The organism is Chromobacterium sp. IIBBL 290-4 (assembly GCF_024207115.1).
Classification (GTDB): Bacteria; Pseudomonadota; Gammaproteobacteria; order Burkholderiales; family Chromobacteriaceae; genus Chromobacterium.
The window spans coordinates 1,094,756-1,109,664 of the sequence record NZ_CP100128.1; the positions used below are offsets into that span (position 1 = coordinate 1,094,756).

At 64.1% G+C, this 14,909-nt stretch carries 13 protein-coding genes; 5 read left to right on the top strand and 8 right to left on the bottom strand.

Going from position 1 to position 14,909, the window contains the following annotated elements; genetic code table 11:
- Positions 1-23: 23 nt before the first annotated feature.
- On the top strand, positions 24-509 hold the full coding sequence (locus NKT35_RS05135; protein WP_254299457.1) for a TlpA disulfide reductase family protein: 486 nt from the start codon (positions 24-26) through the stop codon (positions 507-509).
- A gap of 559 nt (positions 510-1,068) precedes the next feature.
- On the opposite strand, the gene NKT35_RS05140 is transcribed toward NKT35_RS05135, so the two are convergent.
- The 8 genes from NKT35_RS05140 to def all read right to left on the bottom strand — a co-directional run bounded on the left by NKT35_RS05140 (position 1,069) and on the right by def (position 9,640).
- Positions 1,069-1,833 (bottom strand): HesA/MoeB/ThiF family protein, encoded by a 765-nt coding sequence (locus NKT35_RS05140; RefSeq protein ID WP_254299459.1) that lies wholly within the window; start codon positions 1,831-1,833, stop codon positions 1,069-1,071.
- 151 nt (positions 1,834-1,984) lie between these two features.
- Entirely contained in the window at positions 1,985-3,253 is a 1,269-nt protein-coding gene (locus NKT35_RS05145; protein WP_254299461.1) for a sigma-54-dependent transcriptional regulator, read from the bottom strand.
- A complete protein-coding gene (locus tag NKT35_RS05150) occupies positions 3,253-5,364 on the bottom strand; it encodes a sensor histidine kinase (protein WP_254299464.1) in 2,112 nt (703 codons plus the stop codon). The genes NKT35_RS05145 and NKT35_RS05150 overlap by 1 nt, the downstream gene beginning before the upstream one ends.
- Positions 5,364-5,936: a DUF4390 domain-containing protein gene (locus NKT35_RS05155; protein WP_254299466.1), complete on the bottom strand. Its 573-nt coding sequence runs from the start codon at positions 5,934-5,936 to the stop codon at positions 5,364-5,366. Before NKT35_RS05155 ends, NKT35_RS05150 begins: the two co-directional genes overlap by 1 nt.
- Entirely contained in the window at positions 5,923-7,173 is a 1,251-nt protein-coding gene (rsmB, locus tag NKT35_RS05160) for a 16S rRNA (cytosine(967)-C(5))-methyltransferase RsmB (protein WP_254299468.1), read from the bottom strand. The genes NKT35_RS05155 and rsmB overlap by 14 nt, the downstream gene beginning before the upstream one ends.
- A gap of 70 nt (positions 7,174-7,243) precedes the next feature.
- A complete protein-coding gene (gene htpX, locus NKT35_RS05165) occupies positions 7,244-8,101 on the bottom strand; it encodes a zinc metalloprotease HtpX (RefSeq protein WP_254299470.1) in 858 nt (285 codons plus the stop codon).
- A 42-nt stretch (positions 8,102-8,143) separates the two neighbouring features.
- On the bottom strand, positions 8,144-9,067 hold the full coding sequence (fmt, locus tag NKT35_RS05170) for a methionyl-tRNA formyltransferase (protein ID WP_254299472.1): 924 nt from the start codon (positions 9,065-9,067) through the stop codon (positions 8,144-8,146).
- Positions 9,068-9,136: 69 nt separating this feature from the next.
- The gene (def, locus tag NKT35_RS05175; RefSeq protein WP_254299474.1) at positions 9,137-9,640 is read right to left on the bottom strand and encodes a peptide deformylase; all 504 of its coding nucleotides are present in this window, start codon (positions 9,638-9,640) and stop codon (positions 9,137-9,139) included.
- A gap of 126 nt (positions 9,641-9,766) precedes the next feature.
- Between def and NKT35_RS05180 the strand changes: the two genes are divergently transcribed.
- The 4 genes from NKT35_RS05180 (at position 9,767) to topA (ending at position 14,828) form a co-directional block, all read left to right on the top strand.
- A complete protein-coding gene (locus NKT35_RS05180) occupies positions 9,767-10,804 on the top strand; it encodes a LysM peptidoglycan-binding domain-containing protein (protein WP_254299476.1) in 1,038 nt (345 codons plus the stop codon).
- On the top strand, positions 10,801-11,877 hold the full coding sequence (dprA, locus tag NKT35_RS05185; RefSeq protein ID WP_254299478.1) for a DNA-processing protein DprA: 1,077 nt from the start codon (positions 10,801-10,803) through the stop codon (positions 11,875-11,877). Before NKT35_RS05180 ends, dprA begins: the two co-directional genes overlap by 4 nt.
- 29 nt (positions 11,878-11,906) lie before the next feature.
- On the top strand, positions 11,907-12,365 hold the full coding sequence (locus NKT35_RS05190; protein WP_254299480.1) for a Smg family protein: 459 nt from the start codon (positions 11,907-11,909) through the stop codon (positions 12,363-12,365).
- A gap of 153 nt (positions 12,366-12,518) precedes the next feature.
- On the top strand, positions 12,519-14,828 hold the full coding sequence (gene topA, locus NKT35_RS05195; RefSeq protein ID WP_254299482.1) for a type I DNA topoisomerase: 2,310 nt from the start codon (positions 12,519-12,521) through the stop codon (positions 14,826-14,828).
- Positions 14,829-14,909 lie beyond the last annotated feature (81 nt).

The following is a 14,909-nucleotide window of genomic DNA, read 5'->3' on the forward strand; positions in this document are numbered from 1 at the left end:
GCACCGCATCACGGGATAGGAATATGAAGAAGGGTTTGATCATCGCGCTGGCGCTGCTGGCCGTGGCCGGCATCGCCTACGCGCTGCTGTTCTCGAGAAATCCCGCGCCGGAGGTGAAGCTCACCTCGCTGAGCGGCGTCACCACCACCACCTCGGCACTGAAAGGCAAGGTGGTGCTGGTGAATTTCTGGGCCACCAGTTGCCCGGGCTGCGTCGAGGAAATGCCGGAAATCAAAAAGCTGCACCAAGAATACGCCGGCAAGGGGCTTAACGTGGTGGCGGTGGCGATGAGCTACGATCCGCCCAACTACGTGCAAAGCTTCGTCGCCAAGAACCAGCTGCCCTTCTTCGTCGCGCTGGACACCCAGGGCGAAACGGCCAAGGCCTTCGGCGACATCCAGCTGGCGCCCACCACCTTCCTGATCGACAAGCAAGGCAACATCATCAAGCGCTACGTCGGGGTGATGAACTTTGCCGAAGTGCGCAAGCTGATCGAGCAGCAGCTGTAATCCATGCCGTAGGGCGGAAGCCCCTGACCGAGCGCGGCAAGCGTAGCGGCGCGAGGGAATCAGGGGCGTTCCGCCTCTAAGCCCCCTCTCGTAGCGCGGGTTGGCCTGCAGGCCATACCCGCGATGCGCTTACCTCCTGATAAAATTACCCAAACCGCTTAGAGTGAATCTCGGGGATGGCGAAGCCAAGCCGCGCTGACCAAGTTGAGTTAGGAAGCCTCTGGACAAACACCATCTCATCCACGTGTTCTATATTCCACTTGATATCTAACATGCGGGAGGCCGACATGGATCGAGAAGAGTTCGAACGCAGCTTTCCCAACTATTGCAGAAACTGTAATGGCCTCGGCAGTTTCTCCGTAGCTGGCCCACAAGTTCAATTCCTGACATGTTCACAATGTCGAGCAAAAAACCTATGCCCACGATGCTTGACCCCAATGCAATCAGACTCGGCGGTAGCATGTGATGCTTGCGGCTGGAACGCCGATGATCAGGCACGAGGCCTGCCAAATAGAATAAACCCTACTAGGCGGAACGCCCGGCAAGCCGGGCTTCCGCCCTACAATCCCCCGCACACCGGACAAGCTGGATCCCGCGGCACGCGGATCTGCTTGAAGCTGCCGCCCAGCGCGTCATACAAGGTCAGCTTGCCCAAAGCCGGCGCGATGCCGGCAAGCAGCTTGACCGCCTCCGCCGCCTGCAGGCTGCCTATCACCCCCACCAGCGGCGACAGCACGCCGAAAGTCGAGCACGGGCCGTCATTGGCCTCGCCCTCGTCCGGAAACAGACAGTGGTAACACGGCGAAGCGGCATCGCGGCTGTCGAACACCGCCAGCTGGCCGGAGAAGCGCACCGCCGCGCCGGACACCAGCGGCACCCGCGCCGCCACGCAGGCGCGGTTGACCGCGTGGCGGGTGGCGAAATTATCGCTGCAATCGAGCACCAGATCATGCGCCGCCGCCTCTTCCAGCAAGCGGTCGCCGGACAGACGCTCGGCCAAGGGCCGGACCTCGATGGACGGATTCAAGGCCAGCATGCGCCGCGAGGCGGAAGCGGCCTTGCCCTGCTTCAGGCTGGCGGTATCGTGGGCGATCTGCCGCTGCAAATTGGACAGTTCCACCGTGTCGTCATCGACGATGCTGATGCGGCCTACCCCGGCGCTGGCCAGATACAAGGCCACCGGCGAACCCAGGCCGCCGGCCCCGACAATCAGCGCCCGCGACGCCTGCAGCCTGCGCTGGCCGGCGATGTCGATTTCCGGCAGCAGAATATGGCGGCTGTAACGCAGCAGCGCCTCGTCGTCGAGATCGCGCTCGAATTCCATGTGATGCTCCAAATGCGAAACGCCAGCCTTGAGGCTGGCGTCGATAAGCGATGGCGTCCGTACCAAACACCCGGGACAAGGCGCGCCTCGTAGCTTGGGCTGAGCAAAGCGAAACCCAACATTACCGCAACGCGGCATCAGGCGTATTGCCTTACTCCTCCGCCACCTTGCGGGCGAACTTGATGCCCAGCTGCTTGAGCTTGCGGTACAAGTGCGTGCGTTCCAGGCCCACCTTCTGCGCCACCCGGCTCATATTGCCGTTTTCCAGCGAGATGTGGTACTCGAAATAGCGCCGCTCCAGCTGCTCGCGCAATTCGCGCAGCGGGATGTTGAAGTCGAAGCCCGACTCCTCCACCGGTTTTTCATGGCGGAACTGGGCCAACACCTTGTTGACTTCGGCGGCGTCCACTTCATCCGACTCGGCCGTCAGCGCCAGGCTCTTGATGATGCTGCGCAGCTGTTCCAGATTGCCCGGCCAGTCGTACTGGCGCATGGCGTTCAGCGCGGCGGTGGTCAGCTTGCGCGTCGGCACCTGCTTGGATTCCACCAGCTCCACCAGAATCTGCTCGGCGATGAAGGTGATGTCTTCCGAATGCTCGCGCAGCGGCGGAATCGGCACGATCACGCTGGACAGCGCGGTCAGCAGCCGGTTGTCGCACTCCGGGTCCACCAGCAGCTCCTGCAGCGGCCGGCTGCAGGAACAGAGCAGGCGCACATTGAAGCGATCCAGCTTGGACAGCAGGAACAGCAGGCCCTGCTGCACCCGGCGGCTGTATTGGCCGATTTCCGGCAGGTAGAGCACGCCGTTATTGGCTTTCTGCAGCAGCTCCAAGGGCGCGTCGGCCAGTTGCTCCAGCTTGGCCGGCGTCACCCACGGGGTATTGCCCTGGTGGAAAAAGCGCGCCACCAGTTCGAAGCCGGAGCCGGACTCGCCGGTCAGCAGCACCGGCGACTTGACCTTGGCCACCCGTTCCAGCTGGCGCTTCAGTTCCTGAATAGGCTCGCTGCGGCCCAGTTTGTCCAGGTTCAGCGAGGTATTGGCTTGCATATCGCCGTATTTCAGCGCGCGCTGAACGGTGGTGAGCAACTTCTGCAGCGCGATCGGCTTCTCCAGGAAGTCGAATGCGCCGATGCGGGTGGCTTCCACCGCAGTGTCGATGCTGGCGTGGCCGGACATCATCACCACCGGCATATTGAGCAAGCCGGACTTGGCCCACTCCTTCAGCAGGGTCACGCCGTCGCAATCCGGCATCCAGATGTCGAGCAGCACCAGCGCGGGACGCGTCTGGTTGCGCAATTGCCTGGCCACCTCGGCGTTTTCCGCCAAGGCTACGGTATAACCTTCGTCCTGCAAGATTTCAGAGAGCAGTTCTCGGATACCGATCTCGTCGTCCACAATCAAAATATCGCTGCTACGCATTAGGCCTCCAGCAATGGCAGGGTAAGAAGGACGCGCGCGCCTTGCTGTTCGGCGTTGCCCAGTATTACCTGACCATGGTGCTCTTCCATAATCTTCTTGACCACGGCCAGACCCAGACCGGTCCCCTTGGCTTTACTGGTCACATAGGGCTCGAACGCGCGCCGGAGGATGTCCGGGCCGAAGCCCGCGCCATTGTCCTCGACGCTAACGAGCGCGTTTCCTTCTTCTTGTCGGCTGCTAATTTGAATCATCGGGATGCCAACGTCAAGGACTGCATCCTGCGCGTTCTGCAGCAGGTTGTGCAACACCTGGCGCAGCAGAGCGGCATCGCCCATGATCATCAGCGGTTCCTCTTCCAGCGCAATCTTAACAGCAGGATTGGATTCGTAAAGAGTCATGACCTCGCGAATCACCTGATTGAGGTCAAGTTTCACCAGTTTGATCCGCGGCGCGCGGGCATAATCGCGGAAAGCCTCTACCATGCCCTTGAGCGCGCCCACCTGTTTGATGATGGTGTCGGTGGCCCGTTTCAGCATGTCGGCATCCGGGCCTTCCAGCTTGTCGGCGAGTTTCATCGCCAGCCTTTCGGCTGACAGCTGGATGGGGGTGAGCGGATTGCGGATCTCATGCGCCAGCCGCTTGGCCACCTCGCCCCAGGCCGCGTCGCGCTGGGCGCGGGCCAGTTCGGTGATATCGTCGAACACCAGCACATAGCCGTCGCTGGAGTGCTCCGGCAGCTTCGCGCCGCGCACCAGCAGCGTGCGTTCCCCCTGCGCGGTCTGATAGCTCAGTTGCGACTGCCAGTCGCTGTCCACATCGCTGTCGGTATGCTCCAGCGTGGCTTCCACCAGCGGCGCCACCGCCGGCATCACCTGGGGCCAATCCGGAAAGCGATGTTCGGCCAAATGTCCGAATTCCACGCCCAAAATCCGCGAGGCGCTGGTATTGGCGGCGCGGATCTGCCAGTCGCGGCCAAAGGCGAGCACCCCGGCCGACAAGTTGGCCAAAATGCTTTCCAGATACAGCTTGCCGCCCTCCAGCTCGCCGCGGCTGCGGTCCGCCACCTGCCGCGCCTCATCCAGTTGCTGGGTCATGCGGTTGAACAAGGTGGTCAGCATGCCCAATTCGTCGCGGCGATACACCGGATGGCGCTTGGAAAAGTCGCCCTGCGCCACCGCGCGGGTGCCGGCGGCCAGCTCGGACAGCGGCGCGGACAGCCGCTCGGACAGGAACAAGGCCACCGCCAGCGCGGCGGTCAGCGCCAACAGCACCGCCAGGGCCAGCGTCAGCATGTAGAAGGTGCGCAAGCCTTGCCGCGCCAGCAGCAATTGCCGGTATTTGGAGCGCGCGCTTTCAATCTGCTCGGCATCGCGGCTAATGTCGCCCGGCGCGGCCTGGATCAGCTGCAATACCCGGCTGGAATCGTTCGCCACGCTATAGGCCAGCAGCACGCGCAATTGCAGATCGCTGCTGACGTCGTTTTCTATGCTTTTCACCGGCTGCTGGCTCTTGACCGTCTTCAAGGCCTCGCGCGGCAAGGCCATGGGCAAGGGCCGGCCCGGACTGCTGGCGAAAGCCAGCAACTGGCCGCTGCCGCGGCTGAATACGGCGATCTCCTTCAGCCCCAGCTGCTCGCGCAAGCGCTCCAGGCGCACCGGCAAGCGGCTGTCTGACAAGGTTTCCGCCTCGTCCTTCACCAACTGGCCCTTGCGCGCCACATCCTCCAGCACGTAATTGAGCGAATTGCGGCCCAATACCAGGCCGCGGTCCAACGCGGCCTCCACCGGCACGTCGAACCAGCTCTCGATGCTGCGGGTGAGAAACTGCGCCGACACGGTGAACACCAGCAAGCCTGGCACCAGCGCCACGCCGGCGAACATCAGCGCCAGACGCTGCGTCAGCTTGGCGCCGAACACCCGGTTTTTCACCCGCTGGCGCAAGCGCCACAGCTGCCGCCCCACCACGGTGAGCAGGGAGAACAGCAGCAGGCTGTTCAGGCCGAACACCCACCAGTAGTAATCGTTAAGCTTGGACGCGTTGCCGGTGGCGATGGCCAGCAGATACAGCAGGATGGTGCCGACCGTGGCCAGGGCGATGGTGGCGTAGCGCATCAATTGGCGTCCTTGACTTCCAGCCGCGTCCAATCGGACTGCAAGCTCCAGTCATCGGAGCCGAGCGCGTTCATCTGGAACGGTTTGGGCAGTTCGCTGATATCCAGCAGCAGCCGCACTTGCCCCGCCACCTGGCCGGGCTTTTTCGGGTCCAGCGTGCCGTTGTTCAGCACGCGCCAGCCCTGGATCGCGCCGATGGCGGCCAAAGCTTCGCGCAGCGTGGAATAGTAATTGGACAGGCTGCCGATGCTGACGCGGTAGCGGCTGGTCAGCGGCTGATAGCTGAGCTTGAAGCTCAGCTGGGCATGCGGATCAAACCATTCCTTCAGCGACAAGTAATAGGCGGTGGTTCTGGGTTTGGTCAGCTGGAATTCCAGCCGGAAACTCAACACCACCCCCTGCTGCAGCGCGTCGCTGAGGCTGGGGGTGAGCCGGGTCTGAAAGCGCGTGCTGACCGACAGCGTGCCGTCGGCCATCACTTCCGCCTCGGCGCGGCGCGAGGCGATGGTGTCGGCCTGCGCCGCCGTGAACAGGCAGCACAGCAAGGCCAACGCCAGGCTAATGTTTTTCAAGCAACGCGTAATAGAAGCCGTCATGTCGCTCACAGGGCAGCAGTTGCTCCTCTTTCAGGCAGGCCGCATCGGGATGGCGCCTGAGGAAGCTCTCCAATTGCTGGCGGTTTTCTTCCGGAAAAATCGAGCAGGTAGCGTATAGCATTTTGCCCCCGCTGGCGAGCAGCGGCCACAACGCGTCCGCCATCGCCGCCTGCTGCCGGCCCAGGGCGGCGAAATCGCCCGGCCGGCGCAGCCATTTGATATCCGGATGGCGGCGCGCCACGCCGGAGGCCGAGCATGGCACGTCGGCCAGAATGCGGTCGAAGGGCTTGCCGTCCCACCACGCGTCCGGCTTGGCGGCGTCGGCTTCGCGCAGCTCGGCGGTCAGGCCCAGCCGCTCCAGATTATCCGCCACCCGCGACAGGCGGGCCGCGTCGATGTCCAGCGCCGTCAGCTCGATATTGGCCAGCTCCAGCATGTGGCCAGACTTGCCGCCCGGCGCGGCGCAGGCGTCCAGCACCCGCATGCCGGGCTTGAGATCCAGCCAATGCGCGGCGCGCTGCGCGCCTTCGTCCTGCACCGAGACTTCGCCGTCTTCGAAGCCCGGCAGCTCGCGCACCGCCACCGGCTTCACCAGTTGCACGGCGTCGCCGCCCAGCGCCAAGGCCGGATGGCCCGCCGCTTCCAGCTTGGCCAGATAGCCGTCTACGGAGCCCATGCGGCGGTTGACGCGCAAGGTCAGCGGCGGATGGCTGTTGCTGGCCGCCAGCGCCTGCTCCCATTGCTCGGGATAGGCCAGCTTCAGCTTGGCCACCCACCAGTCGGGATGGTTGGCCGAGGCGATCGCGTCTTTCGCGGCCGCGGCCAGGATTTCCTCGCGGCGGCGCTGGAAGTTGCGCAGCACGCCGTTGACCAGGCCCTTGAACTTGCCGCGGGCAATGCCGGCGGCCGAGGTGACCGCCTCATTCACCACCGCGTAGGGCGCGGCACGGGTATGTTGCAGCTGGTACAAGGCCACCAGCAGCAGGCGTTCCAGTTGCGGCTCCGGCAGCGGCTTGGGCACCAGTTGGCGCAGGCAATGGTTCAACACGCCCAGATGGCGCAAGCTGCCGTAGCTGAGGTCTTGCAAGGCGCCCTTTTCCTGCGGCGTGAGCTTGCCGTGGCTGCGCTGCGCTTCGGCGAGCGAGTCGGTCAACGTGGCGCCGGCTTCGACGCGTCCCAGAATGTCGGCGGCCAGTTGCTGGATCTGATGCATGGAATGTCTTTCGATAAAGCAAAGCCAGTCCGCGCGGGACTGGCCGGGGTTTGATACCAATATAATCGTTTCAGTACACGCCGCGCGCCATGTCGTTCAAGCGGGCGATGCGTTCTTCAGTGTGCGGGTGGGTGCGGAACAGGTCGCCGACGCCGCCTCCGCCGGACAGCGGGTTGATGATCATCATCTGCGCCGTTTCCGGATGCGCCTCGGCGGTGGGCATCGTGATGCCCTGGGCGTAATACTCGATCTTCTGCAGCGCGGCCGCCAAGGCCAAGGGATCGCCGGAAATCTCGGCGCCGCCGCGGTCGGCCTCGAATTCGCGCGCGCGCGAAATCGCCATCTGGATCAAGCTGGCCGCCACCGGGGCGAGAAAAGCCACCGCCAGGCGCGGCAGCAGGCCCACCGGCTGGCCGTTTTCATCGCGGCCGCCGAAGAACATGGCGAAGTTGGCCAAGGCGGAAATGGCGCCGGCCATAGTGGCGGAAACGGTGGAGATCAGCGTGTCGCGGTGCTTCACATGCGCCAGCTCATGCGCCATCACGCCGCGCAGCTCGCGGTAGTCGAGCATGCGCATGATGCCGCTGGTGGCCGCCACCGCGGCGTTTTCCGGATTGCGGCCGGTGGCGAAGGCGTTGGGCTGCTCCTCATGGATCACGTACACGCGCGGCATCGGCAGGCCGGCGCGCTGCGCCAGCTCCGCCACCATGCCGTAGAATTCGGGCGCGCTATTGGCGTCCACCTCTTGCGCGTTGTACATAGCCAGCACCATGCGGTCGGAATTCCACCAGGCGAACACATTCATGCCGCCGCCGAACAGCAGCGCCAGCAACATGCCGCCCTTGCCGCCCAGCATGCCGCCGATCAAGGCGAACAAGGCCATGATGGCCGCCATCAGCACCGTGGTTTTCAGCCAGTTGTCGTTCATGCTCCCCTCTCGCAATCTTCGCTTAATCAAATGCTTGGAGGGTCAAACGCCCAGCCGGGTTCCCGCCGCCAGGCTCTTGCCGGCGACGAAGTCGCGCGCGGCCAAGCGTTTGCCGCCCGCCGCCTGCAATTGGGCGATGCGCACCAAGCCCGACGCCGCGCCCACCAGCACGCCGTCGGCATCGGCGGACACGACCACGCCCGGCTCGGCGGCGCCGGCCTCGGCGCTGGCCAGCCACAGCTTCAGCGGCTCACCGTTAAGCGTGGTGAAGGCGCCCGGCGCCGGATTGTAAGCGCGGATGGCGCGCGCCACCTCTTCCGCCGGCAGGTTCCAGTTCACCTCCGCCTCGGCCTTGCTCAGCTTGTGGGCGTAAGTCACGCCTTCTTCCGGCTGCTTTTGCGGCGCGATGGCGTCCAGCCGGCCCAGCGTCTCGACGATGGCGGCCGCGCCGCAGGCGGCCAGCTTGTCATGCAGCGTGGCGGCGGTTTCGTCGCTGGCGATGGCCACTGGATGGATGCTCAGCATATCGCCGGTATCCAGGCCCACATCCATCTGCATAATGGTGATGCCGGTTTCCGTGTCGCCCGCCAGGATGGCGCGCTGGATGGGCGCCGCGCCGCGCCAGCGCGGCAGCAGCGAGGCATGGATATTCAGGCAGCCGCGCGCGGGAATCTCCAGCACGTCTTGCGGCAGGATCAGGCCATAGGCGGCCACCACCATCACCTCGGCGCCGATGTCGCGCAGCATCTGCTGCGCCTCTGCGTTGCCGCGCAGCTTTTCCGGCTGCTCCACGCGCAGGCCATGCGCCAGCGCCACTTCCTTCACCGGGCTGGGCTTGAGCTTCATGCCGCGGCCGGCCGGACGGTCCGGCTGGGTCAGCACCAGCGGAATCTCATGCCCGGCGGCGATCAGCTCGCGCAAGGCGGCGGCGGCGAATTCCGGCGTGCCGGCAAATATCAGTTTCATGCGTGCTCCCCACAACGACAGCGGCGCCGTCGCGCGGCGCCGCTTGATCCTGGCCCTGCGGCCGGATGATTACATATTCTGCTTTTCGCGCTTTTTCAGCTTGGTCTTGATGCGGGCCTGCTTCATCTGCGACAGGCGCTCGACGAAGACCACGCCGTTCAGGTGGTCCAGCTCGTGCTGAATGCAGATCGCCAGCAGGCCATCCGCCTCCAGTTCGAACGGCTTGCCGTCGCGGTCCTGCGCCTTCACCTTGACATGCTCGGCGCGAGTGACCTTGTCGTAGATGCCGGGCACCGACAGACAGCCTTCTTCGTAAACGGTTTCGCCGTCTTTCTCGACGATTTCCGGATTGATGAACACGCGGCGCTCGTCGCGCTCTTCCGAGATGTCCATCACCACCAGGCGGCGGTGGTAATCGACCTGCGTGGCCGCCAGGCCGATGCCCTTGGCTTCGTACATGGTTTCGAACATATCGTCGATCTGCTGCTGCAATGCGGCGTCGAAAGCCTCAACCGGCTTCGCCACCGTGTGCAGCCGCTCATCCGGATAATGCAAAATGTTCAACAGCGCCATCTTATTTACCTGCTCCATTTGTCGTAATGCCGTCAGCCTGCCAATAATATACTCGGCTGACGCGGTCGCGTTCTAGGCGCGGGCCTCATGCCCGCGCGGGCTGCTACCTATATGGGGACACTTTCCATGCGTAAAAGCATTATATCGCTTGCGCTGGCGCTGGGGCTGGCCTTTCCCGCCTTTTCCGATGAATTGACGATCAAGCCGGACGCGCCGTCCCGCTATACCGTGGTCAGCGGCGACACCTTATGGGGCATCTCCGGCCGCTATCTGCAAAGTCCGTGGCGCTGGCCGGAACTGTGGCGGATGAACCAAAACCAAGTCCGCAACCCGCACTGGATCTACCCCGGCGACGCGCTGCAGCTGGACTATGTCAACGGCCAGCCGCGCCTGTCGCTGGCGTCAGACGCGATGCGCGAGGTGAAGCTGTCGCCGCAGGCCCGGCCGGAAGACCTGGATCAGGCCATCTCCAGCATTCCCGCCGACGCCATCGAACCCTTTCTCGCCCGCCCGCTTATCGTCGATCCGCAACAGTTCGCCGCCGCGCCGCGCCTGATCGCCGGCCCGGACGAGAGAATCAGCATCAGCCAGGGCGACCGCGTCTACGCCAGCGGCATCGGCGAGACCGGCAGCTGGCAAGCCTACCGGCTGGGCCAACAGCTGCAGGACCCGGACAGCAAGGAGCCGCTGGGGGTTGAGGCGGTCTACGGCGGCGACCTGGTGGTGGACAAACTGAAGCCGGACATCCAGACCTTGCAAGTTCGCAATGTCGCCGGCGAGGTACTGGTGGGCGACTACCTGGTGCGCGCGCCCAAGTCCTCCTTCATCAACTATGCGCCCCATCCCGCCCCCGACCACCTGCAGGGCAAGATCATTTCGATTTACCAAGGCATAGGCGCCGCCGCGCAATATTCCACCGTGGCCTTGAACCTGGGCGCCCGCAACGGCGTGGAGCCGGGCCTGGTGTTCGGCATCTTCAAAAAAGGCGGCGCCATCGAGGTGACCGACGCGCACGGCAAAAAGAAGCAAGCCCAATTGCCGACCGAGCAAGCGGGACAGCTATTCGTCTACCGGGTCTTCGACAAGGTATCCTACGCGCTGGTGCTGAACAGTCTCGGCGCCATTTACGTAAACGACCTGATCGCCACGCCGCAAAACGAATGACCGCATCCTCCTCCTGGCTCCAACTGACGCTGACGCCCGGCATCGGGCCGGTCGGCTTTCTCAAGCTGATCCAGGCCTTCGGCTCGGCCGAAGCCGCCGCCGGCGCGCGCGCCGCGCAAACCGAAAAACTGATAGGCCGCGAAGCCGCCGAAGCCCTGCAGAACCAAGCGGCGGCCGAAGCCGTCTCCGCCGCCGAGGCTTGGGCCCAAGGCGAAGGCTGCCACCTGATCACGCTCTTGGACGACGACTACCCGCCGCAACTGGCCGAATCCGACACGCCGCCGCCGCTGCTGTTCGGCCGCGGCCGCCGCGAGCTGCTCAGCCAGCCCATGCTGGCCGTGGTGGGCAGCCGCGCCGCCACGCCGCAGGGCAAACGCAATGCCGAGGACTTCGCCTCCGCCCTGGCCGCGCACGGCTACACCATCGTCAGCGGCCTGGCCAGCGGCATCGATGCCGCCGCGCATCAGGGCGCGCTGGCGCATCCGGCCTCCACCATCGCGGTGATAGGCACTGGCATAGACCGCGTCTATCCGGCGTCCAATCGCCAGCTGGCGCACCGCATCGCGGCGGAAGGCCTGATCCTGTCGGAGTTTCCGCTGGGCATGGGTCCCTTGGCCGGCCATTTTCCGCGCCGCAACCGCATCATCGCCGGCCTGGCGCGCGGCTGCCTGGTGGTGGAAGCCAGCACGGCGTCCGGCTCCCTGATCACCGCGCGGCTGGCGATGGAAAGCAACCGCGACGTGATGGCGATACCCGGCAGCATCCACAACGCCCAGGCGCGAGGCTGCCACCGGCTGATCAAAGACGGCGCCCGGCTGGCGGAAACCGTTGACGATGTGCTGGACGAGATCGGCCGGCTGCCCTCAGGCATAGCCCCCGAGCCGTCCGCCGTCGCTGAAACCGCCTCGCCGCTGCTGGCCGGCATGGGCTGGGAACCGGTGTTGGCCGAGTCGCTTGCCGGCACGCTTGGGTTGACTCCTGGGGAGGTTTACGCGATGCTGCTCGAACTTGAGCTATCCGGCCAGGTGGCCAGCCTGCCGGGCGGCCGTTTCCAGCGGCTGGCACAACCGTGAACGCTAGGCGTTCCAGATGAAAAAGACCGATGTTTGACGTACTCACCTATTTATTCGAGCAATACAGCGACCCGGCCGCCTTTGGCGACCGCAGCGCCCTGACGCGCCAGCTGAACGCCGTCGGTTTCGAGGAAGACGAAATCGGCGAAGCTTTGGACTGGCTGGACAGCGTCAGCGAAACCAGCGTCGAGCCTTATCTCGGCGCCGACGACGGCGAAGGCCTGCGCTTTTACGCCGACAGCGAACTGGAGCATCTGCCGACCGATGTGCGCGGCCTGATCCAGTTTCTGGAAGACAACGGCGCGCTCAGCCCGGCGCAGCGTGAAATGGTGATCGACCGTCTGCTGGAGCTGGACCCGGAAGACTTGGACGTGGACAACGCCAAGCTGCTGGTGCTGATGGTGTTGTGGGCGCAACAGGCCGAACTGCCCATACTGCTGGGCGAGGCGCTGTTGGAAGCGGTGCATGGCGAGCCTACCATGCAATAGCTTGTCAGGCCCGACCGCTCGGCTTAACATGCCGCCGATTGGTCAATTGCCTATTTGCATCAAGAGCGCCCTTGCGCTCTTGTTTCGTTTGACGGATATAACAAGAAGTGTCGGCCGGGCGCGTCCGGCCCCGAATTTCGCTGAAAAGATAATATGCCCACCAGCCTCTTGATCGTCGAATCGCCGTCGAAGGCGAAGACACTGAAAAAATACCTGGGTCCGGACTTCGAAGTCCTGGCCTCCTACGGCCACGTGCGCGATCTGGTGCCGAAGAACGGCGCCGTCGATCCGGAAAAAGACTTCGCCATGAAGTACCAGCTGATCGCGCGCAACAGCAAGCACGTTGACGCCATCGTCAGCGCGGTGCGCGAAGCCGACCACGTCTATCTGGCGACTGACCCGGACCGCGAAGGCGAAGCCATCTCCTGGCACCTGGTGCAGATCCTCAACAGCAAGAAGCTGCTGAAGGACAAGACCGCCCAGCGCGTGGTGTTCCACGAAATCACCAAGAACGCGGTGCTGGACGCCATCCAGAATCCGCGCGACATCGCCCAGGACCTGGTGGACGCCCAGCAGGCGCGCCGCGCCCTGGACTATCTGGTGGGTTTCAACCTGTCGCCGCTGCTGTGGAAGAAAATCCGCCGCGGCTTGTCCGCCGGCCGCGTGCAGAGCCCGGCGCTGCGCCTGATCTGCGAACGCGAGAACGAGATCAAGGCCTTCGTGCAGCAGGAATACTGGTCGGTCCACCTGGACAGCCACAAGAGCCGCACCAAGTTCAGCGCCAAGCTGACGCAACTGGCCGGCAAGAAACTGGACCAGTTCGACATTCCCAACGAAGCCGAACAGGCTGCGGTGCTGTCCCGCCTGCAAAACCTGCCGGCGACGGTCAGCAGCATCGAGAAGAAAAAGAAATCGCGCAGCCCGGCCGCGCCGTTCACCACCTCGACGCTGCAGCAGGAGGCCGTGCGCAAACTGGGCATGACCACCGACCGCGCCATGCGCACCGCCCAGCAGCTGTACGAGGGCATGGACATCGGCCAGGGCACGGTCGGCCTGATCACCTATATGCGTACCGACTCGGTGGCGCTGGCCAATGAGGCGGTGGAAGAGATCCGCGGCTACATCGGCCTGAAATGGGATGCCGACTACCTGCCGAAAAACCCGGCCGTCTACAAGAGCAAGGCCAAGAACGCCCAGGAAGCGCACGAGGCCATCCGTCCGACCTCCATCCTGCGCACGCCGGAAATGGTGAAGCCCTTCCTGACCACCGACCAGTTCAAGCTCTACGACATGATCTGGAAACGGACGCTGGCCTGTCAGATGGCGCCGGCCAAGTTCGACACCACCAGCGTGGACATCGCGATGGGTGAAGGCGTGTTCCGCGCCAGCGGCCAGGTGCAGACCTTCGCCGGCTTCCTCGCCGTGTACGAGGAGGACGTGGACGACGCCGAGGATGAAGACAACGCCAAGCTGCCGCTGCTGACCGAAGGCGAAGAGCTGCCGGTGGACAAGCTGTACGGCGAGCAGCACTTCACCCAGCCGCCGCCGCGCTTCTCCGAAGCCAGCTTGGTGAAGGCGCTGGAAGAGTTCGGCATCGGCCGGCCGTCCACCTACGCCAGCATCATCTCGACGTTGAAGGACCGCGAATACGTGATCCTGGACAAGAAGCGCTTCCTGCCCACGGATACCGGCGACATCGTCAACAAGTTCCTGACCGAGCACTTCGCCCAGTACGTCGACTACAACTTCACCGCCAAGCTGGAAAACCAGCTGGACGAGATCGCCAACGGCGGCCGCCAGTGGGTGCCGGTGATGGACACCTTCTGGAAGGGCTTCAAGAAGCAGATCGACGAGAAGGAAAGCATTTCCCGCGCCGAGGTCACCACCGAGAGCCTGGACGAGGACTGCCCTAAGTGCGGCAAGCCGCTATCGATCAAGTTCGGCAAGCGCGGCCGCTTCATCGCCTGCACCGGCTACCCGGATTGCGATTACACCCGCAATATGGGCGAGACCGCGGAGCAGGCGGCGGAGGAAGCCGAAGCGCCGACGGTGATAGAAGGCCGCTCCTGCCCCGATTGCGGCGGCGAGCTGCACATCAAGAAAGGCCGTTACGGCAAGTTCATCGGATGCGCCAACTACCCCAAGTGCAAGCACATCGAGCCCCTGGAAAAGCCGCGCGAAACCGGCGTCACCTGCCCGGAATGCAAGACCGGCCAGCTGATCGAGCGCAAGAGCCGCTACGGCAAGCTGTTCTACAGCTGCAACACCTATCCGAAGTGCAAATACGCGACCTGGAACCCGCCGATCGCCGAACCGTGCCCTAAGTGCAACTGGCCGATCCTGACGATCAAGACCACCAAGCGCCGCGGCACCGAGAAGGTGTGCCCGCAGAAGGAATGCGGCTACGCCGAGCAGATCGCGCCGCCGGAAGGCAAGGAAACGGCGCCTGCCGACGAGGCATAAAGCCCGCAAATGAAACCGCTCCACGGAGCGGTTTTTTTGCGCCCATCGTTGCGTTTTTGGCCTGCGTTCGCCCAGCCCCGC